Source organism: Shewanella sp. 10B (assembly GCF_023475885.1).
Taxonomy (GTDB): Bacteria; Pseudomonadota; Gammaproteobacteria; order Enterobacterales; family Shewanellaceae; genus Shewanella; species Shewanella mangrovisoli.
The window spans coordinates 927,475-948,349 of sequence record NZ_JAMDJO010000001.1 but is presented as its reverse complement, the minus strand read 5'-3'; the positions used below and the strand labels follow the sequence as shown (position 1 = coordinate 948,349).

20 protein-coding genes are annotated in these 20,875 nt (G+C 49.3%); 4 read left to right on the top strand and 16 right to left on the bottom strand.

Annotated features, from left to right (window positions below):
* Nucleotides 1-68: 68 nt before the first annotated feature.
* The 10 genes from rimK to trmJ form a co-directional block, all read right to left on the bottom strand.
* Nucleotides 69-968, bottom strand: coding sequence for a 30S ribosomal protein S6--L-glutamate ligase (rimK, locus tag M0415_RS04015; protein ID WP_011622516.1), 900 nt, complete (start codon nt 966-968; stop codon nt 69-71).
* A 155-nt stretch (nt 969-1,123) separates the two neighbouring features.
* The gene (gene fdx, locus M0415_RS04010; protein ID WP_011622515.1) at nt 1,124-1,459 is read right to left on the bottom strand and encodes an ISC system 2Fe-2S type ferredoxin; all 336 of its coding nucleotides are present in this window, start codon (nt 1,457-1,459) and stop codon (nt 1,124-1,126) included.
* An 8-nt stretch (nt 1,460-1,467) separates the two neighbouring features.
* Complete coding sequence (gene hscA / locus M0415_RS04005; RefSeq protein WP_249555492.1) at nt 1,468-3,330, bottom strand: Fe-S protein assembly chaperone HscA; 1,863 nt, start codon at nt 3,328-3,330, stop codon at nt 1,468-1,470.
* A gap of 67 nt (nt 3,331-3,397) precedes the next feature.
* Nucleotides 3,398-3,922, bottom strand: a complete 525-nt coding sequence (hscB, locus tag M0415_RS04000) for a co-chaperone HscB (RefSeq protein WP_086903272.1) — start codon at nt 3,920-3,922, stop codon at nt 3,398-3,400.
* 15 nt (nt 3,923-3,937) lie between these two features.
* A complete protein-coding gene (gene iscA, locus M0415_RS03995; RefSeq protein WP_011072278.1) occupies nt 3,938-4,261 on the bottom strand; it encodes an iron-sulfur cluster assembly protein IscA in 324 nt (107 codons plus the stop codon).
* A gap of 14 nt (nt 4,262-4,275) precedes the next feature.
* The gene (gene iscU / locus M0415_RS03990) at nt 4,276-4,659 is read right to left on the bottom strand and encodes a Fe-S cluster assembly scaffold IscU (RefSeq protein WP_011072277.1); all 384 of its coding nucleotides are present in this window, start codon (nt 4,657-4,659) and stop codon (nt 4,276-4,278) included.
* Between the two features lie 37 nt (nt 4,660-4,696).
* Nucleotides 4,697-5,911, bottom strand: coding sequence for an IscS subfamily cysteine desulfurase (locus M0415_RS03985; protein WP_249555494.1), 1,215 nt, complete (start codon nt 5,909-5,911; stop codon nt 4,697-4,699).
* A 78-nt stretch (nt 5,912-5,989) separates the two neighbouring features.
* The gene (gene iscR / locus M0415_RS03980; protein ID WP_006081858.1) at nt 5,990-6,451 is read right to left on the bottom strand and encodes a Fe-S cluster assembly transcriptional regulator IscR; all 462 of its coding nucleotides are present in this window, start codon (nt 6,449-6,451) and stop codon (nt 5,990-5,992) included.
* A 351-nt stretch (nt 6,452-6,802) separates the two neighbouring features.
* Nucleotides 6,803-7,624, bottom strand: coding sequence for a serine O-acetyltransferase (gene cysE, locus M0415_RS03975; protein WP_011626050.1), 822 nt, complete (start codon nt 7,622-7,624; stop codon nt 6,803-6,805).
* Nucleotides 7,625-7,669: 45 nt separating this feature from the next.
* A complete protein-coding gene (gene trmJ, locus M0415_RS03970) occupies nt 7,670-8,395 on the bottom strand; it encodes a tRNA (cytosine(32)/uridine(32)-2'-O)-methyltransferase TrmJ (protein WP_249555495.1) in 726 nt (241 codons plus the stop codon).
* Nucleotides 8,396-8,549: 154 nt separating this feature from the next.
* Between trmJ and suhB the strand changes: the two genes are divergently transcribed.
* The gene (gene suhB, locus M0415_RS03965) at nt 8,550-9,353 is read left to right on the top strand and encodes an inositol-1-monophosphatase (protein ID WP_023265639.1); all 804 of its coding nucleotides are present in this window, start codon (nt 8,550-8,552) and stop codon (nt 9,351-9,353) included.
* A gap of 115 nt (nt 9,354-9,468) precedes the next feature.
* Here the strand turns inward: suhB and lolE are convergent, their stop codons facing one another.
* The 3 genes from lolE to M0415_RS03950 all read right to left on the bottom strand — a co-directional run bounded on the left by lolE (nt 9,469) and on the right by M0415_RS03950 (nt 12,739).
* Nucleotides 9,469-10,719 (bottom strand): lipoprotein-releasing ABC transporter permease subunit LolE, encoded by a 1,251-nt coding sequence (gene lolE / locus M0415_RS03960; protein WP_249555497.1) that lies wholly within the window; start codon nt 10,717-10,719, stop codon nt 9,469-9,471.
* Nucleotides 10,716-11,411: a lipoprotein-releasing ABC transporter ATP-binding protein LolD gene (lolD, locus tag M0415_RS03955; protein ID WP_249555498.1), complete on the bottom strand. Its 696-nt coding sequence runs from the start codon at nt 11,409-11,411 to the stop codon at nt 10,716-10,718. The genes lolE and lolD overlap by 4 nt, the downstream gene beginning before the upstream one ends.
* Nucleotides 11,412-11,506: 95 nt before the next feature.
* Nucleotides 11,507-12,739, bottom strand: coding sequence for a lipoprotein-releasing ABC transporter permease subunit (locus M0415_RS03950; protein ID WP_249555500.1), 1,233 nt, complete (start codon nt 12,737-12,739; stop codon nt 11,507-11,509).
* Between the two features lie 94 nt (nt 12,740-12,833).
* Here M0415_RS03950 and M0415_RS03945 point away from each other — a divergent pair, with 94 nt between their 5' ends.
* The 3 genes from M0415_RS03945 to M0415_RS03935 all read left to right on the top strand — a co-directional run bounded on the left by M0415_RS03945 (nt 12,834) and on the right by M0415_RS03935 (nt 18,051).
* Nucleotides 12,834-13,454: a hypothetical protein gene (locus M0415_RS03945; protein WP_249555502.1), complete on the top strand. Its 621-nt coding sequence runs from the start codon at nt 12,834-12,836 to the stop codon at nt 13,452-13,454.
* 86 nt (nt 13,455-13,540) lie between these two features.
* Entirely contained in the window at nt 13,541-17,023 is a 3,483-nt protein-coding gene (mfd, locus tag M0415_RS03940) for a transcription-repair coupling factor (protein ID WP_249556602.1), read from the top strand.
* Complete coding sequence (locus M0415_RS03935; protein WP_249555504.1) at nt 17,023-18,051, top strand: peptidoglycan binding protein CsiV; 1,029 nt, start codon at nt 17,023-17,025, stop codon at nt 18,049-18,051. Before mfd ends, M0415_RS03935 begins: the two co-directional genes overlap by 1 nt.
* Nucleotides 18,052-18,194: 143 nt before the next feature.
* Here M0415_RS03935 and M0415_RS03930 read toward each other — a convergent pair whose 3' ends face one another.
* From M0415_RS03930 to nagZ, 3 genes are all read right to left on the bottom strand, one after another.
* Complete coding sequence (locus M0415_RS03930) at nt 18,195-18,467, bottom strand: acylphosphatase (RefSeq protein ID WP_011622502.1); 273 nt, start codon at nt 18,465-18,467, stop codon at nt 18,195-18,197.
* A 596-nt stretch (nt 18,468-19,063) separates the two neighbouring features.
* Nucleotides 19,064-19,603: an alpha/beta hydrolase YcfP gene (gene ycfP, locus M0415_RS03925; protein ID WP_109286191.1), complete on the bottom strand. Its 540-nt coding sequence runs from the start codon at nt 19,601-19,603 to the stop codon at nt 19,064-19,066.
* 81 nt (nt 19,604-19,684) lie between these two features.
* Nucleotides 19,685-20,713: a beta-N-acetylhexosaminidase gene (gene nagZ, locus M0415_RS03920; protein WP_249555506.1), complete on the bottom strand. Its 1,029-nt coding sequence runs from the start codon at nt 20,711-20,713 to the stop codon at nt 19,685-19,687.
* Nucleotides 20,714-20,875: the final 162 nt, after the last annotated feature.

The window sequence follows — 20,875 nt, the reverse complement described above, 5'->3', positions numbered from 1 at the left end:
CCGCTCCCCCTTGTGCCATCTGCAGCTAAACCTTGTTCTCCTGAGTGTAGCCTAAACGCGGCTTAACTCTACGCTTGAGTGGGCTTTTTTGCCTTGAGGGCGTTCTTTTCAACAAACTCAATAATGGCACCGGCGACATCTTTTGCGGTTGCCCCTTCTATCCCTTCAAGGCCGGGCGAAGAATTCACTTCCATCACCACAGGGCCATGATTTGAGCGCAGTAAATCCACCCCTGCGACATTGAGTCCCATGGTTTTGGCTGCACGAATTGCCACCGAACGCTCTTCGGGGGTCAGTTTAACTAAACTTGCAGTGCCGCCACGGTGTAAGTTTGAGCGAAACTCCCCAGGCATAGCTTGGCGTTTCATTGCCGCAATCACTTTATCGCCCAGCACAAAGCAGCGAATGTCGGCGCCATTGGCTTCTTTAATGTATTCCTGCACCATGATGTTGGCTTTTAATCCCATAAAAGCTTCAATCACACTCTCAGCCGCCTTGCGGGTTTCGGCTAACACCACCCCAATGCCCTGCGTGCCCTCAAGCAATTTGATCACTAACGGCGCGCCGCCTACCATGTCGATAAGATCAGGAATATCACTCGGCTTATTGGCAAAGCCAGTAATTGGCAGACCGATACCACGGCGTGACATTAACTGCATCGAACGTAGCTTATCGCGGGAGCGCGAAATGCCGACAGAATCATTGAGCGCATACACGCCCATCATCTCAAACTGGCGCAGCACAGCTGAGCCATAAAAAGTAATAGAAGCACCAATACGCGGGATAACCGCATCAAAAGGCGGTAACTCTTCCCCACCAATATGGATGCTCGACTGGCGCATATTGATGTTCATATAGCATTCGAGCGGGTTGATCACTTTGACTTCGTGACCACGTAATGTCGCAGCCTCAACGAGTCGCTTTGTGGAATATAGCTCAGGCCCTTGCGATAGGATCGCGATTCTCATTTTGGTCTCCGACAACCATTTCATTTTGAGCGCATCATACGCTCGGATTAGGATAAATCAATCATGGCAATTATTGCTTGCGCAAATGCTGGGCGCCAGAAGCCAAAAACCAGTCACATGGACTGGTTTTTGACGATATCATCGCATCGGGTTGATTAACCTTCGCTCACCATATTCACAGTGTACTTCGGAATTTCAATCACCAGATCGCTATCGACAACTTTGGCTTGGCAAGACAAGCGGCTCTCAGGCTCAAGTCCCCATGCCTTATCGAGCATATCATCTTCAAGCTCATCGCTTGGCTCTAACTCATCAAAACCTTCACGCACGATGCAATGGCATGTGGTGCAGGCACAGGATTTTTCACAGGCATGCTCAATATTGATGCCGTTACGCAGCGCCACATCGAGAATCGTTTCACCTACTTTGGCTTCCAACACTGCGCCATCGGGACATAACTCAGCATGGGGAAGAAAGACTAACTGGGGCATCACATCACCTATATGTTGTCAATTGACTGACCCTTAAAGGCCACTCGAATAGAATTGTCCATACGCTTCGCGGCGAAATCCTGAGTATGTTCATCGAGGACTTCAATCGCTTGCTTAATCGCATCGGCATCATCACCACGGGCAATTTCGGCAAGCTGCGCCATGACCGCATCAATCTGCTGACGTTCATCACTTGTCAGCAGGTCGCCATCTTTTGCAAGCGCCGCATTTAACGACTCAAGCACCCTTGCCGCCTCCACTTGCTGCTCGGCCAGCATACGACGACTAATGTCTTCCTTCGCATGCTTCATCGAGTCCTTGAGCATAGTCGCGATTTCGGTATCCGATAAACCAAACGAAGGCTTGACCTGAATACTCGATTGCACGCCGGTGGATTTCTCCATCGCGGTAACGCTAAGCAACCCATCGGCATCGACTTGGAAGGTCACACGAATATGGGCTGCGCCCGCCGCTAACGGGGGAATACCTTTAAGCGTAAAGCGTGCGAGTGAGCGACAATCATCGACTAACTCACGCTCGCCCTGCACCACATGGAAGGCCATCGCCGTTTGACCATCCTTAAAGGTGGTAAACTCTTGGGCGCGGGCCACTGGAATCGTAGTGTTACGAGAAACCACTTTCTCCACTAAACCGCCCATGGTTTCAATCCCTAATGACAAGGGGATCACATCGAGCAGTAATAATTCAGACTCGGGTTTGTTACCGACCAGAATATCGGCCTGAATGGCCGCGCCAATCGCAACGACGCGATCTGGGTCGATGGAGGTTAATGGCGCCTTACCGAAAAAGGCTTCAACCTGTTCACGCACTAATGGCACGCGGGTTGAACCACCTACCATCACGGTTTCTAACACTTCATCAGCCGTTACGCCCGCATCACGTAGGGTGCGACGACAGCTGGCGATGGTTTTCTTCACTAATGCGCTGATTAAGTTATCAAACTCAGCTTTGGTCACCACTTGCTTGAGCACAGTACCATCGGCAAGTGTCAGGCTCGCTTCGACTTCACTCGCATCGGTTAAGGCTTCTTTCACACGGCGCGCTTCAATCAATAACTGACGGCTTAGCTGCGGATCAAGGTTCGTCAATTGCCACACTTGCTGCATATGAGCTTGCAACAAATGGTCAAAATCATCGCCGCCTAGCGCCGAATCGCCGCCCGTGGCCAGCACCTCAAAGACGCCACGATTTAAACGCAGAATAGAGATATCAAAGGTACCGCCGCCGAGATCGTAAATCGCGATCACACCTTCTTGCTTAGAATCTAACCCGTAGGCGATTGCCGCCGCAGTAGGCTCGTTTAGCAGGCGCAATACTTTAACACCGAGCAAAGACGCGGCATCTTTAGTCCCTTGACGCTGCGCATCATCGAAATACGCCGGCACAGTGATCACGACACCCTGCAGTTCGCCGCCTAAGGTTTTCTCGGCGCGTTCAACCAGAGGACGTAAAATCTCCGCCGACACTTGCACCGGATTCACTTGCCCTTGAGGCGTAACAAACAGCGGTAAACCGTTTTCACTGGCTTCAAACTGGTATGGGAACGCTTGCTCACCAGATTGAATATCCGTAAGGCTGCGGCCCATAAAGCGTTTGACCGATACGATAGTATTTTTAGGATCCTGCGCAGAACTTAACGCCGCCACCTGACCGACTTCAATGCCATCTTGGGTATAACGGACGATAGAAGGTAAAGAGTGCTGCCCATTTTCATCGGGTAAGGTCGCCGTTACGCCGCTGCGAACTGCGGCCACGAGGGAGTTAGTGGTACCTAAATCGATGCCAACGGCAAGTCTATGTTGGTGCGGCGCGGCGCTTTGTCCGGGCTCTGCAATCTGCAAAAGGGCCATATGTATCCAACTTAGTAACGCCGACTCAGACCCGTCTGAATCGGCTAAATAACTGCAATAGGGAAAATTAATCGAGCAGCGCGTCTTCGATACGCGTCAGCTCATCGTGTAATTTTGCCATAAATTTAAGCTTGCGTACTTGATCTGCCGCTAACAAGGCATCTTCTTCGCTGTCACTGCTTAGCTGTGCGGTGAGCAATTTCGTCAGCTTTGTCCGGTAGGCCGCGAAAGAGTCGTATAACTCATCAATGCTTTCTTGAGGATCGGCGCTATCGCGAATGTCTTCTAACGCCTCACGCCATTCCATCTGCTGCATTAAAAATGCAGTGTCTTTCACTGTGGTGGTTTCGTGGCTTAAATCGATACCACGTAGCGACAGCATATGCTCGGCACGGCGGATAGGATCTTTTAGGGTTTGATAACCGTCATTCACTTGCGCAGTGCGTTGCACCGACAATAAACGTTGTTGCTCGGTATCGTTGGCAAACTTATCGGGATGCACCGCCCGTTGCAGTTCGCGGTAGCGTTCTGCAAGCACAGCGGTGTCAATATCGAAGGCAGGGGAAAACTTAAACAGCTCGAAATAATTCATGCGTCAATTCGGCAATTAAACAGTGAAACTCTCACCGCAACCGCACTCACCTTTTGCGTTAGGATTGTTAAATTGGAAACCTTCGTTCAGGCCTTCTTTAACAAAATCCAACTCAATGCCCTGTAGATAAATGAAGCTTTTTGCATCGATAATGATTTTAACACCATCAATATCATACACTTCATCGTCATCATTCAGCGCATCAACAAACTCAAGCACATACGCCATACCCGAACAACCAGAGGTCTTTAAGCCGAGGCGCAGGCCGATGCCCTTGCCTCGATTCGCTAAGAAAGATCTGACACGCTCAGTTGCCGCTGGGGTCATTGTAATCGCCATCTTAACTCCAGATGTTACTTAGCTTGTTTCGATTTGTACTCGTCAATCGCCGCTTTAATGGCATCTTCTGCCAAAATGGAACAGTGGATTTTCACCGGTGGCAAGGCTAATTCTTCTGCGATATCGGTGTTTTTGATGGCCGCCGCTTGCTCGATAGTCTTGCCTTTTACCCACTCGGTTACCAGTGAGCTAGACGCAATCGCGCTGCCACAACCGTAGGTTTTGAACTTAGCGTCTTCGATGATGCCGTCTGCGCCGATTTTTAGCTGTAACTTCATCACGTCACCACAGGCAGGTGCTCCCACCATACCGGTCACGACCGAAGGATCGTTCTTGTCGAAAGAACCAACGTTACGTGGGTTCTCATAATGATCTATCACTTTTTCACTGTAAGCCATGGTACTGCTCCAAAATTATCTATTGTAAACGGTCGAATTAATGATGGGCCCACTGCACCTGATTCAGGTCGATGCCATCTTTGAACATCTCCCACAATGGAGACATTTCTCTTAGTTTATCAATAGATTGTGTAATAGTTTCGATAGCGTGGTCGATTTCTTCTTCGGTGGTAAAACGACCGATTGAGAAACGAATTGAGCTATGCGCCATTTCATCATTTAAACCGAGCGCACGTAACACGTAGCTTGGCTCGAGACTGGCTGAAGTACAGGCAGAACCCGATGAAACCGCTAAATCTTTTAATGCCATCATCAGCGACTCACCTTCAACATAGTTGAAGCTGACGTTCAGGCTGCCACTCACACGGTGAGTCATGTCGCCATTTACATACGTCTCTTCGATGTGCTTGATGCCATTCCATAACTTGTCACGTAGCTTGGCGATACGGGCGTTGTCCGTTGCCATTTCAGCTTTTGCGATAGAAGCCGCTTCACCTAAACCGACGATTTGGTGAGTCGCCAGTGTGCCACTGCGCATACCACGCTCATGGCCGCCGCCGTGCATTTGGGCTTCTAAGCGAATGCGTGGCTTACGGCGCACGTACAGCGCACCAATCCCTTTTGGACCATACATTTTGTGGCCAGAGATAGAGATCAGGTCGACCTTAGTCGTTTGTATATCGATAGGTAATTTACCCGCGCTTTGTGCCGCATCCATATGGAAGATAATGCCTTTTGAGCGGCATAACTCACCGATGGCATCCACATCATGGATCACACCGATTTCGTTATTCACATGCATGATGCTGACAAGAATGGTGTCGTCGCGCATCGCCGCTTCTAAACGTTCCATCGGAATAATACCGTTGGCATCTGGCTCTAAGTAAGTGACTTCAAAGCCTTCACGCTCAAGCTGACGGCAGGTATCGAGTACCGCTTTATGTTCAGTCTTGCTGGTGATGATGTGCTTGCCTTTCTTATTGTAGAAATGCGCTACGCCTTTGATCGCCAGGTTGTTTGATTCGGTTGCACCTGAGGTAAACACGATTTCACGGTGATCGGCATTGATCAGATCAGCCACTTGGCTGCGTGCCACATCCACCGCTTCTTCCGCTTGCCAGCCATAACGGTGAGAACGTGATGCTGGGTTACCGAAGATGCCATCCATCGTCATGTATTGGAACATTTTTTCCGCGACTCGCGGATCAACTGGCGTGGTGGCGGCATAATCTAAATAGATAGGAAGCTTCATAACACACTCCGTACTTAGCAGTCTCTGCCGAGGCTACATACAACGTACAAAAATAATTTTTATCGTATAACAAAAAGCCTATAAGCTGACTCTTTGCTCCTTTTGCATAGTGTCTTGCTTAAGCGAGATAAACTGCACATCCCGTTTCTGCATTAAGCCAGCAAGACTGATACCATCTAAAAAATCTGAAATTTGTTTGCTTAAATCGCCCCAGAGCGAGTGCGTTAAGCAGCGAGTTCCACTCTGGCAATTGCCTAATCCTTGACAACGAGTCGCGTCGACAGACTCGTCCACGGCATGGACAACCATGCCAACAGAAATATCATTAGCTTCGAGGCCTAAGCGATAACCACCACCTGGACCACGGACACTGGCTACTAGGCCATGCTTACGTAACTTTGCGAAGAGTTGTTCCAGATAGGAAAGCGAAATCCCTTGTCTTTCAGAGATATCCGCTAAGGGAACCGGTCCCGAAGCCGAGTGGATGGCCACATCGAGCATTGCGGTTACTGCATAACGACCTTTAGATGTAAGTTTCATAACTACCATAGCTCCCAAACAGGTATGGGGTTATTTCAACATACCCGAGTATTTCAGTCAAGTATAAAACCTAGTAAAACACTCAAGTATATAAGCGCGCAGTGAACCAATACCCTTTCATCTTGGTGGGGTATTTAACCTTTTTCTGCCCTAAGATTCAATGCTAAAGGGTCAATTAATCGTCCTAATCGCCCCCATATCGGGATCTAACGCACTCTCTTAGAATGAATGCTAACCACCTAGGTCCACTCGGTTTAAAAACCGCGCAACCACAGAGTGAATTGAACCACGATAATCGTTGGCAGAAGCATGTGGATTAACATCAACATGCCACTGCGCAAAACACCTTAATTAGATGCTGGGGTCAAACTCATCGAGCGCACTCTGGCGCTTATCGGCGGCGGCTTTTTCCGCGTCGTTAAACTCACCCACATTCAGCTCTGGCAATCTTTCGGTGCAGACATCGCCACCTAAGCGCTGAATGGCTTGACACAATTCCTGCACTTTTGAATCCATCAAATGCATATGGTCCAGCATTTGACCGATAGCGTTCGCGACGGGATCCGGATTGTCGGGAGACACTGCATACGCATCGAAGCCATATTTCTTGGCCATGGCGCTACGACGCTCAGACTTCTCTTTCGATTGTGGCGAAGGTGTGGCCACTACGCGCCCAGGGATCCCGACCACAGTCGTATCCTTAGGCACATCTTTCACCACCACAGAGTTAGAGCCGACACGCGCCCCATCATGCATAGTGATAGGACCTAAAATCTTAGCCCCTGCGCCCACGACCACGTTATTGCCCAGTGTGGGATGGCGTTTACCCGCTTGCCAGGTGGTGCCGCCCAATGTCACGCCGTGATACAAAGTACAGTCATCGCCAATCTCGGCGGTTTCACCGATCACCACGCCCATACCATGGTCGATAAAGAAACGATCGCCAATGGTGGCACCGGGGTGGATCTCCACTCCCGTCAACCAGCGCGAAAAAGTCGATAAACAACGGGCCATTAAGCGCCAATCACGCTTCCATAATTTATGGCTTATCCGGTGCAGCCAAATGGCGTGCATGCCAGGATAGTTGACCAAGATCTCAAAGGCGCTGCGCGCCGCGGGATCACGGTGATATATAGATTCAATGTCTTCTTTTAGCCTAGCTATCACACCCATGCTTCAATCCTTCGCGATTAGCGTTATATGCCAAATGTACTTTGGCTATTTTTGTTTGTTACCCACCACTTTATCGATCGAGGTTAAAATACCTCGAAGAATATTCATCTCTTGGCTTTCGATACGTGCACGGCTAAACAGACGACGTAGCTTAGTCATCACTTGGCCGGGGTGGTTTTTAATAATAAACCCTGTCGATGATAAGGTGCTTTCTAAGTGCACAAAGAAACGCTCGAGATCGGCAGAAAGCGGATATTCTTCCTCCACTTGCGGCGCCGCTGTTTGCGCTAAGTGTGCCACACGCGTCTCATAACAAATGATCTGCACTGCTTGTGCTAAATTCAATGAGCTGTATTCAGGGTTAGCAGGAATCGCCACATGATAAGTACATTGCTGTAATTCTTCATTGGTCAAACCATGATTTTCACGGCCAAAGACTATGGCGACAGGCCCTGTTAAGCCTTCAGTGACCAACTTTTGCCCCGCTTCACGGGGGTCAAGCATTGGCCAATCTAAGGTACGACTGCGGGCACTGGTGGCAATCACTAAACTGCAATCGGCGATGGCTTCCTCTAAGGAATCCACTTTCACCAGATGCTTTAAAATGTCCGATGCACCGGCGGCTAAGGCGATGGATTGACCATCCACTTCACATCTTGGTTCGGCAAGATACAGGGTTGATAACCCCATGGTCTTCATCGCTCTGGCGGTCGAGCCAATATTGCCGGGGTGCGATGTCCCCACTAAAATCACACGAATATTACTTAGCATGAAACGACTTAATTTAATTCACAAAACACAGGGAGCGAATACTATCACAGGCGTGCGTGAATGCTTATATGAAAATCGGTATTTGATATAACATTCAAATCGAGTATAATGCCGCCCGCTATTTTTAACGTTCTTTAACATCCAGGGGATTGCAATGCATCCGATGCTGACGATTGCTGTTCGCGCTGCCCGCGCGGCTGGCCAAACTATTATGCGCGCCTACACTGAACTTGACCGAGTTGAAGTCAGTGCTAAAGGTATCAACGATTTTGTTACCAGTGTAGATAAGGAAGCAGAAGCTGCTATTACCTATCAAATTCGCAAATCTTACCCTGATCACACTATCGTGGGTGAAGAAAAAGGCGAAAATCGTGGTGAAAACAAAGACTATATTTGGATAGTCGATCCTCTGGATGGCACTAATAACTTCGTTAGAGGCATTCCCCACTTCGCAGTTTCTATCGCACTGCAACACAAAGGCAAAACTGAAGTTGCCGTTGTGTACGATCCTGTTCGTGAAGAATTATTTACCGCTATCCGTGGTAAAGGCGCCAAATTAAACGATTTCCGTATCCGCGTAACCAATGTGACTGAATTGGCTCCAACCATTATCGGTACAGGTTTCCCATTCAAAGCCCGTCAACACACCGAAAGCTACATGGCAATCTTTGGCGAAGTGTTCGGTCAGTGTTCTGACTTACGCCGCGCAGGTTCTGCCGCATTAGACTTAGCCTATGTGGCTGCTGGACGTTTAGACGGTTTCTTCGAAATCGGTTTAAAGCCATGGGATATCGCTGCTGGCGACTTAATCTGTCGCGAAGCGGGTGGTACAGTCACCGACTTCACTGGTGGTCATAACTACCTGATCTCTGGCAACATCGTTGCAGGTTCACCGAAAGTGACCACAGAGTTAGTGAAAACCATGCGTCCTTTGCTGAACGAAGGTTTAAAGCGTTAATCATACCCTTGCGGCAGTAACGCATATTAAAAAGGCCAGTGAATTCACTGGCCTTTTTGTTTTCTGCTTTCGTTTTTCTGCTTTGGATATTCGTACTTGTCGGCTTAAAGATTTTCTATCTACCCGCCAATGCCTGCGCAGGGCCAATCTGGCTCGCCTTCCACGCGGGATACAACGTTGCGATAAGACTCATCACAAACGCCGTAGCTATCACTAAACCAGCATCCGTCATATGTAGCTCTGATGGCAGAAAATCCACAAAATACACATCGGCCGACAGGAGTTGAATCCCGAGCAGCTGCTCAATGCCACGGGCGATACCACTGAGATTAATCGCGGTCGCAATCCCAATCACACCGCCAAGGGCACAACCCACAAGGCCATTTAACGCGCCTTGCACCATAAAAATCCCCATCACTGAGAGACGGCTTAAGCCCATGGTCATCAGAATGGCAATTTCACTGGCTTTATCCCGCACCGCCATCACGAGCGTTGAGACAATATTAAAACAGGCCACACCTATCACTAATACCAACACGAGATACATGATAGTGCGAACCAATTGAATATCTTGGTATAAATGCCCTTGGGTACGCGTCCAATCACTAATATAAACAGACTGGTTTAAGGCATAACCCAGCTCGCGAATTTTCGCTGGCGCATCAAACACCTGTCCCACACTGATGCGAACACCAGTCACACCTTGATGTAAATTCAGGATATTCGCCGCATAGCGCATCGGAATATACGCCGTGGTTAACTCAAGCTCGCCGCCTAAACGGTACACACCCGACACCACAAAGCGATGGCTCTTGGCTGCCCGTAAACTGCCGGCATGTTCAGGATCAAGATCTTGCACATACAAAGCGAGGGTATCGCCGACTTCGAGGCCTAACTTTTTCAGCAGACTCTCCCCGAGGACGATGTGATTGTCATCCTCGCTCAAGCCTTGCCAAGTCTCTTTCGACATAAATTGCGAGAGGGTCGAGACTTTTGCCTCTTGCTCAGGATCGATTCCCACAACGGCAAGCCCCTGAAAACCACCGGGCTTTTGTACTAATCCTTGCATCCTAATAAAAGGTGCCGCCGCCGTAATGCCTTCAATCTGCATAGCGGTTTGTTCAACCGCTCGCCAATCGGCAATCGGCTCATTCACACCAACCACATCGGCTTGGGAGATAACGCCTAACAAGCGCTGCTCTAACTCGCGCTCGAAACCATTCATGGCGGAAAGCACCACAATCAGCACCGCAACCCCGAGCGCAATGCCCGCAGTCGATGCGAAGGAGATAAAGCTAATAAAACTATTCGATTGGCGCGCACGATAAAAACGCCAACCAATGGAGAGGGCTAATGGTCCTTTCATTGGGCGTGTTCCGCCACAGCTTGCAGATAACCATTCTTCATGGTGAGTTGTCTGTCCATCCGCGCCGCCAATTTGGGATCGTGAGTCACCACCACAAACGCCGTTCCGAGTTGATTGGCTAATTCGCGGATCAGCTCATACACCGCCTCGCCACTCTTGGCATCGAGATTTCCCGTCGGTTCATCGGCTAATACGAGTTTGGGTTTGTTGATCAGCGCCCGGGCAATTGCCACCCGTTGACGCTCACCACCGGAAAGCTCGGCGGGAATATGGCTCATTCTGTGCCCAAGCCCGACTCTCTCGAGCAACACTTTGGCATCGGCCTGAGCCTGAGCGCGGTCTCTGCCTTGGATAAACGCTGGCATAGCCACGTTTTCCAGTGCGCTAAATTCAGGCAAAAGGTGATGGAACTGATAAATAAAACCTAAGTCTTGGTTGCGGATCTGCGCCTGACGGGCACTGCTCACCTGATATAAATCCTCACCCGCTAACAAGACTTTGCCAGCAGAAGGTTTATCTAGAGTGCCCATAATATGCAGCAGCGTACTCTTGCCCGAGCCAGAGGTACCGACAATCGCCAGTTGCTCGCCCTTAAATACCTGTAAATCCACCTCAGTCAGCACCTGAGTAGTGACATCGCCATCGTGATAACTCTTACTCACCGCCTGCACTTGCAGTAACACGTCTTGCATTGAGATTCTCGCTATTGATTCTAAATACATGGATAAACCCATGTCCAAACACGTCTCTCATCATGGGAGCGACGCTTTTATTCTTTATATGACCGTTATTCGTAACGCAGCGCCGTGGCAGGTTGCACCCGCGCCGCTCGCAATGCGGGGTAAAGTGTCGCCACTAAGGTCACGACTAAGGTGCCGACAATAATCATCGACAATTGCCCCAGTTCTAATTTAACCGGCAGCACTTGTCCTGTGCCTAAAATGGAAATCCCCAAGGTCGCCATAATGCCATTTAAATTAAGGGTGAGCAGAATGCCGACCACCAGCCCCAGCACTAAACCTAAGACAGCATTCAATAAACCTTGTACCACAAAAATGCCCATCACCGCCGAGGTACGTAAGCCTTGGGTTTTGAGTACCGCGACGTCGGTGGTTTTATCCACCACCATCATCACCAACGCTGACACTATATTAAACGCCGCCACGGCCACGATCAGGCTCAGCATCAGCGACATCATGTTTTTTTCCATCTTCACGGCACTAAACAGATGACCATAGGTGTCGCGCCAATCACTGGTTGTCGCCTCAATCCCCTGCTGGGTAAGCACCTGCTTTACATCCTTAGCCAGTGCGGGCGCCATAAATGGGTCGCTCAGATACAGCCTTAACTGATTGATTTCATCGCTCGGTTGGCGCATTAAACGCTTGGCATCTTGGTAATGAATGTATGCGACGCCTGCATCCACCTGTGAGCTCATCTCAAACACGGCGGACACTAAAAACTTACGTTGGCTAGGGACTGGACCAAGCGGCGAATACACTACGCCATCGCCACTTAACAGGCGCACGGTATCACCCGGGCTGACCTTTAATTGGCGGGCAAGCTCGCTGCCTAAAATGACTTTATATTGGCCACTTGTTAGCTCGTTAAATGCACCCGAATAGGTATGCTGTGCAACCATAGAGAGTTTTTCGGCAAGCTCAGGAAACACCCCAAATACTTGCACGGCGCGGATATTCGCCGCCGACTGCACCATAGCTTGGGTCGACACGCTAGGCGTCACGCCCTGCACGCCCGGTAAGGCTTTGAGTTTGTCCGCAGGTATAGTCCAATCGCTTAAGGGCGCCTCAGTCACCACAGTCAATTGAGGTACAGCGCCTAAAATGCGCTGCTTTAATTGTCCTTCGAGGCCATTCATTACCGAGCTGACCACTATCAAGGCCGCCACCCCTAGAAAAATGCCCGAAACGGCAAATAAGGTAATAAAAGAAGCAAAGGCGTTTGTTTTTCTGGCCCGCCAATAACGGTAACCAACGTAGAGAGGAAATCGAAGATCCATTGAAAGAGGGCTGCGTCCTGTGTGCTGAACTTGCTAAATCATAAAGATGGGCACGATAATAGGGGTTTAGGTCCTATAAATAAAGAGGCAAGCCTTGTTCACTGACACCAATCCGTATTTTAGTGTGCCTCATCCCTTCACCGCTTACTTAAGCCTCTGGGACGAAAACCAGCCACTACCCAGTGAAATGGCTTTAAGATCAATGCAATCCCTAGGGATCCAGCTGCTGAGCGAAGTCAAAGCACTCGAGGCCAGTTGCCTGCTGCAACTGCGGCATTTAGACAACGAAGCCAAGGTGGTGGTGGACTTTCTCAAGCTCCAATCCCGCAAGGTCGATTTAGTCCTGCAGCATGTGCTCGAAAAAGAAGTGCAAGAGGGCGATAAATTTAGCGGTTGTCAGTTCGGTGGCAGCGGCATTCGCCTAATGAGCAATGAGGCCCTCCCCCTTGGCCGCCAATATAAGGTGACCTTATTTATCCACGAAGAATTGGTCGCCATTTTATGTTTTGCCAAGGTCACGGCCTGCTTAGTTTCGCAGGAAGGCCAATCCGATGGGCAGCAAGTACATAGCCCCAATGCCGCATTGCCCTATTTCGTTGACCTCGAGTTTAGTCAAATACTGGATGCAGATGTGGAGCAACTGGTCAAAGCGAGCCTCAATGTGCAACAAAAACAACTTAAACTGCGTAAACAGGCCCGTGACGAGCGTCAATAAAGGCTAGCGTTTTTGCTGGCACCCTAGCGCCCAAGTCACTACAATGAACGCAACTTATTGTGAATGAATCAGTTTATCCCACGCCAATGACACAAATTTCAGCCCTAACACCGCCCGTTGTCAAAAATGGAACTCAAATGCAAACCCTGTCGTGTCTCGCCGGGGTTGGTCAAGCTGTTACCCTCGCCAGCCTAGTTCGCCAACACAAGGGCACAACACTGATTGTGACCAGTGATACGCCGACGGCATTGAGTATCGAGTTAGAGCTCAACTACTTGTTGGCTAAAAGCGCTATTAAGGTGCGACTGTTCCCTGACCGTGAAACCCTGCCCTACGACAGTTTTTCGCCCCATCAGGATTTGATTTCCCAACGTTTAGAGACCCTGTCGCAAATCACCCATGCTGAGCACAGCGTAGTGATAGTGCCGGTGACAACGCTAATGATGCGCCTACCGCCGAAATCCTATTTAAGCTCCAATGTGTTTGTGCTTAAAAAAGGCGATAAATATCAGCTCCATGATGTGCGCCAGCAGTTAACCGACACGGGTTATCACTTGGTTGAACAGGTGTACGAACATGGCGAGTTTGCCATTCGTGGCTCGATTCTCGATATCTTTCCCACTGGCGTGAATATGCCGCTGCGTATCGAACTGTTCGATGATGAAGTCGAGACCATTCGCCATTTCGATCCTGAAACCCAGCGCTCATCCACGCCAGTCGACGCGGTGCGCCTATTACCTGCTAAGGAATTCCCTACCGACAGTAGCGCCATTGAAGGTTTTAGGCAGCGTTATCGCCGCCGCTTTGAGGTGATCGTTAAAGAACCAGAATCGGTTTATCAATTGGTGAGCCGCAATTTGATGCCCGCCGGCATTGAGAACTATTTGCCCCTGTTTTTCGATGAGGTCGCGACATTGTTCGATTACCTGCCGAAGGATACTCAGTTAGTCACCTTAGGCGATATCGAAAAGTCCGCCCGTGCACATTTGCAAGAGGTGGAAACCCGCTATGAAGACAGACGGGTCGACCCATTGCGGCCGCTGTTGGCACCTAAAGAGCTGTATTTACTGATTGAAGAATTATTTGCCGCCTTTAAGCCGCTGCCTCGCTATCAGTTTACTGCGCCGCAACCCGATGCCGTCACCGGCGCAGTGCAAATTGATGCCAGTGTGTTGCCCGAGGTGAGCGCTAATCACAAGTTAAAACAACCGCTGATTGCGCTGCAAGAGTATGCCGAACATGCGCCGCGCATGTTGTTTAGTGCCGAATCGGAAGGCCGCCGCGAAGCCTTGCTCGAGCTCTTAGGTAAAATTCAGTTAAAACCGGCGCTATTCGGCCATTTTGATGAGTTTATTCAAAGTGATGCCAAACTTGGCTTAATCGTATCTCCCCTCTCCCGTGGTTGTTTACTCGGGCTAGGAAAGCAAACCGCCGTTAGCATCATCTGCGAAACAGAGCTCTTTGGTCATCGCATCTCCCAGCAGCGCCGCCGTGAAAAACAACGCCAGATCAGCAACGATACTCTGATCAAAAACTTAGCCGAGCTCAAAGTCGGCCAACCAATTGTGCACTTAGAGCACGGTGTGGCGCTGTATCAAGGCTTAGTCACCTTAGATACTGGCGGATTAGTAGCCGAATACCTACAGCTAGAATACTCGGGCGGCGATAAACTCTATGTACCAGTGTCTAACCTGCACATGATCAGCCGCTACAGTGTCGGCGCCGATGGCGAGGCTCACCTTAATAAACTCGGTAACGACACTTGGGCCAAAGCAAAAAACAAAGCGATTGAGAAAATCCGCGATGTGGCCGCCGAGTTGCTCGATGTCTACGCCCGTCGCCAAGCACGTCCCGGTGAAAGCTGCGACATTAACGACGAAGAGTATGCGCAATTCGCCCAGGGTTTCCCCTTCGAAGAAACCGTCGACCAAGAAAGCGCCATTCATGCCGTGCTCGCCGATATGCAATCCCCCGTAGCTATGGATCGCCTCGTCTGCGGTGATGTGGGCTTCGGTAAGACCGAAGTCGCGATGCGCGCCGCCTTTGTGGCGGTCAATGCGGGTAAACAAGTGGTTGTGCTGGTGCCTACCACACTACTCGCCCAGCAGCACTACGAAAACTTTAAGGACAGATTTGCCGACTGGCCCGTGGTGATTGAGGTGATGTCACGCTTTAGAACCGCCAAAGAGCAGACCCAAGTGCTGAAACTGCTCGAAGAAGGCAAAGTCGATATTGTGATTGGCACCCATAAACTGCTGCAATCCGAGGCAAAATTTGAAAACTTAGGCCTGCTAATCATCGATGAAGAACACAGATTCGGCGTCCGTCAGAAGGAAAAAATAAAAGCGCTGCGTGCCAACGTGGATATTTTAACCCTCACCGCCACGCCTATTCCCCGCACCTTAAATATGGCGATGTCGGGGATGCGCGACTTATCGATTATTGCCACACCTCCCGCTAAGCGTTTGGCGGTGAAGACCTTTGTGCGCGAATCCGATCCCGCCACCGTGCGTGAGGCCATACTGCGTGAAATCCTCCGTGGTGGCCAAGTGTATTATTTGCACAACAATGTCGAAACCATTGAGAAATGCGCCCAAGATATTAGTACCCTGCTACCCGAAGCGCGGGTGGTGGTGGCCCATGGCCAAATGCGTGAGCGAGATCTTGAGCGGGTGATGTCGGACTTTTATCATCAAAGATTCAACGTGTTAGTCTGTACCACTATTATCGAAACCGGTATCGACGTCCCGAGTGCCAATACGATTATTATCGAACGTGCCGACACCTTCGGCTTAGCTCAGTTGCATCAGCTGCGTGGCCGCGTCGGACGCTCTCACCATCAAGCCTATGCGTATTTGATGACACCGCATCCTAAACGCATGACCAGCGATGCTCGCAAACGTCTCGAAGCCATCGATGCCCTCGAAGATTTAGGCGCTGGCTTTATGCTCGCGACCCAAGACTTAGAAATCCGCGGCGCGGGTGAACTCTTAGGCGATGAACAAAGCGGGCATATTTCTAAAATCGGCTTTAGCCTCTACATGGAAATGCTAGAGGCGGCGGTCAAGGCCCTCAAACAGGGTAAAGAGCCATCGCTAGCGCAAATGCTCAATCAGCAATGTGATATGGAGCTGAGGATCCCAGCGCTATTGCCGGAAGACTATGTCGGTGATGTGAATATTCGTCTGTCACTCTATAAGCGCATCGCCAGTTGTGACAGTGAAGAAGCCTTAGATGAACTTAAAGTTGAGCTTATCGACCGCTTCGGTCTGCTGCCGGATGCCACCAAAAACCTGATGGAAATGACTCTGTATAAACATCAGGCAACTCGGCTGGGGGCGACTAAAATTGAGGTACATGCCAAGGGCGGCAGCATCGAATTTAGTGATGATCATGTGATTGATCCCGGCTTTATCATCGGATTACTGCAAAGTCAGCCACAAATCTATCGAATGGATGGGCCGAATAAGTTAAAGTTCATCCTCAATGCCGAAACGGCAAAAGATAGGCTCGCTTTGGTCAAACTCTTGCTCGAACAACTATCGCAACATCGTCTTGGAGATAAATAGTGTTACGTCAACTCGCGGTCTCTATCGCTACACTTATTGCACTTTCACACAGTTCACTTGCCCGTGCTGAAGCTTGGTTCGAGGTTGAAGTCTATATTTTTGAACGCCAAAGCCAGTCGACCGAACAATGGCCGATGGCGCCAATTGAGACCAAAACCAACCGCGCTATCGATCTGATTTCACCGGTTGTGGGTCAAGCTGTGGTCTCCATGAGCAATGAATCCACCCCCTGCACCTTAGTGTATGACGCCGATGCTAATAGCCATTGCGCTGAAAACACCAGCACAGGTACGAATACGGACGCCACTCCCGAGATGAGTAACGGCGGTACTTTAGCCATTTCAGGCCCAAGCACTGCAAGCTCAAATGCGGTAACCAGCTATCGCTATCCGAGTGTGATCCCATCGGAAATCGGCAGTGGTAGCCAAGCCTACGCGTCTCAAGGCAGTGGCCCAGTATTACTCGCCAGCAGCCAAGGCCAATTTGCCAGCATCATCAATAGCCTATCGAGAGAGCGTGGTAACCTCAGCTTACTGCATATGACATGGCAACAACCTATGATGGGCAAGAGTGGCTCAGTGCCCATTCGCCTGTTTGCGGGTAAAGATTATTCCGCCAGTTATCACTTCGATGGTCGTCAAATTGTGCAGCAAGCCATGGCCACCTCAATGCAAGGCGCTAACGGCACGACTGGCATGATGGCTGAAACATCTGCGCCTTTACAGCCCTCTCCCGTGTGGCAACTCGATGGCACGCTCAATATTTATCTTAGCCATTATCTGTATATCGAAACCGCGCTCAATTTGCGTAAAGAAGGCCGCAAATTAATGCCTGTGGCGGCCGATGAAGTGAGCATCAACACAGCAACAAGTACCGCCGCAGCCCCAGCTAAAGTGATGACACCTTATTTAATGTCTATTCCGTTGGAGCAAAATCGTCGAGTGAAAAGTGATGAGATCCATTATCTCGATCATCCCGAAATGGGCATGGTGATCCAAATCCGTAAGATGGCGCAACCTAACGCTTAAAACCTATTAGCCCTAATCGAATAAAAAGCGGTCATGCAATGCATACCGCTTTTTTATTGCCTAAGGTTTTTTATTACCTAAGGTTTTTTATTGCCTAAGGGGTGAACAGCCATTCAGGCGACGCCGAAAGTATAAAAATAAAATTAGCGCACTATCGAGAAATCCAAATAAATATCATCACCTTGGTCTTCATTCACCGTCACCCTCAGTCCATCGGTACAAGGTACTCCAACCTCACACCAGGCGATAAGACTATCCACTGCAGGATCACTGCCCTGGGCAAGAATTTCAACACTGCCATCGGCGCAGTTAGTCACATAACCTGTGACACCAAGCGTGCGAGCCTTTGTTAGGGTCGCATGTCTGCAGCCCACGCCCTGCACTTTTCCCGTTAATTGAATAAGCACCCGTTTCATTGCGCCTCCCCTATAAGGTAAGCCTTGTTATTAGCATGCGGTTGTTATCATGCGGCTATTATCATGCGTCTTTGCGTCGCTCACGTAAAAACGATTCCAGCCTAAGCATAGCCGAGTTTTCAGCTGCGATAAGGGAGAGTTTTGCTAAGTAATGGATTTAAGAGTAAAAAAGCAAGTATAAAAAAACAGCTAACGAGACCGCTGTTAGCTGTGTCGGGCGACATACGCAAAAGGTTATCCATGAATGGACAAATTGGCATAAAAGTTTGTAGCATTTTGTAACAAACTATTAAGAGGGGCTACTTTACACAATTCATGATTAATTTCAACAAAATGATAGATAAAGCCATACAAATAGAGTCTATTTAATGCTTTTTGCTGAAATAACCAGCTAAACCAGACACATATACCGTTGAGCATTCTAAATAACAGCATAACTTCATCTGAGTCTGGCTTCACTCATACAAGGTAACCAAACACCAACAGCTTGAAAATAGGATGCTTCTTGAAGGGGAAAACATGAACAGAGACAAAGCGCTTATCGCCAGAATATTCCGCGATAAGCCTCTTTAACGAAAAGATAAGCGAATAACGATTTAACTCAACTTAAAGGCTTTTATCTTAGGTAAATGGGCGGCTAACTGCGGGAATTTATGGGCCTGCGTCTCATCCCATTCGATGGTGTAATAAGGCTTAAGCGCCTCGGCAGTAGCCTCACTGTCGAGCACTTCATCCACACGAGACAAAATACACATGGCTCTGTGGGTATTCTTCAACCTGAATTCAGAGACACACTTATTGGCGATATCGGCATACTCTTCCGGGCGGTCAATTTTCCCTTGCATCGTCTCTTCGGGATGAAGATTGGGATTGATTAACACTGACTTTAATCCGTTTAAAAAACCAATTCGCTCAGCCCAATACGCCCCTAAGCCGACCCCGACCATTAACGGTGCGGGATCGTCGCAATACTGCATTTGCTTGGCGACTTCTTTCAATAAATGCTGCATATCATGCTTGGGATGCAAAGTGCTGTAGCTGATAAGCCGCACATCTGGGTCAATAAACTGCAACTGACGCATTTTTTCGTGATTACCAGGGCTAGTTGCATCGAATCCATGAAGATAAAAAATCATATTGAGACCTTTTAACAATCTGCCAAACACGGCGCATGCCACTAACCCTAGCAAATATTCATTGCAGAACCTTGCGCTACATCAAACTTTTACCTGTTGTGCGAGCTGGATTTGCTCAGCCAGCTGCTTAGCATTTTCCCAACGGGCACTGTTTTCCAATGCGATAGCAGTTTGCGCCGCATTGGGTTTGAGTAAACTCGCCGGATGTTGTGGCGCCGCGGCGGGCCACACAAAGCCATTTAACAGTGACATCACACCCGGATTATCGTTACACACCAAAATCATATCACAACCCGCATCCAATGCAGCTTGGGCGCGGCCTAAATAATCCCCCGCAAAGGAAGCGCCCTTCATACCCAGATCGTCGGAGAAAATCACCCCGTTAAAGCCCAGCTCTTGGCGTAGGATCTGCTTTAACCAATAAGTTGAAAAGCCCGCAGGATTAGGGTCAACTTTAGAGTAAATCACATGGGCTGGCATAATGCCCGATAATTTACCTTTAGCAATCAACTCTTTAAACGGCAAAATATCTTGATTAAAAATCGCTTCAGCTTCACGTTCATCGATAGGTTGCGCGATATGGGAGTCCGCTGCAACACTGCCATGCCCCGGGAAATGTTTACCCACAGCGCCCATGCCCGCCTCGGCCATGCCCTCAATAAAACTCTGGGCTAAGGCAATCACTTCACCGGGCTTTGCGCTAAAACTACGTTTGCCAATGACTTGACTGATACCGTTAAGATCGAGCACAGGCGCAAAGCTTAAGTCGATGTCACAGGCGAGTAATTCGATGGCCATTAAAAAGCCTAATTCACAGGCCCAACGTTTAGCGAGAAGCATATCGCCCTTAGCCGCCGGCAAAATATCCCCCATGGCCGGAATCAAGGTAAATCCATCACGGAAACGCTGTACTCGCCCGCCCTCATGGTCGACGGCAATCAAAATCTCGGGACGAATTTGGCGGATCTGATGCACTAAGGTGATTAATTGCTCACGGCTGGCAAAATTGCGGGAAAACAGGATCAAACCACCCACCTGCGGATGGCGCAACATCTCGGCTTCTGCTTCGCTAACGTCTAAAGACAGCAGATCCAACATTAGATAACTCATATTTCTCCCTAAAAATTCTTATTCATACTCAAAAAATAACCATAGCGATACTGGCCATTGGGTTCACAAAAATCCCCGAAAAGCGAGCCATTCGCCGTCACGCTTTGCCACAAAGCGATTATCTTGCCGATTAATTCGACATTCACCACAAGCTAATTAAGC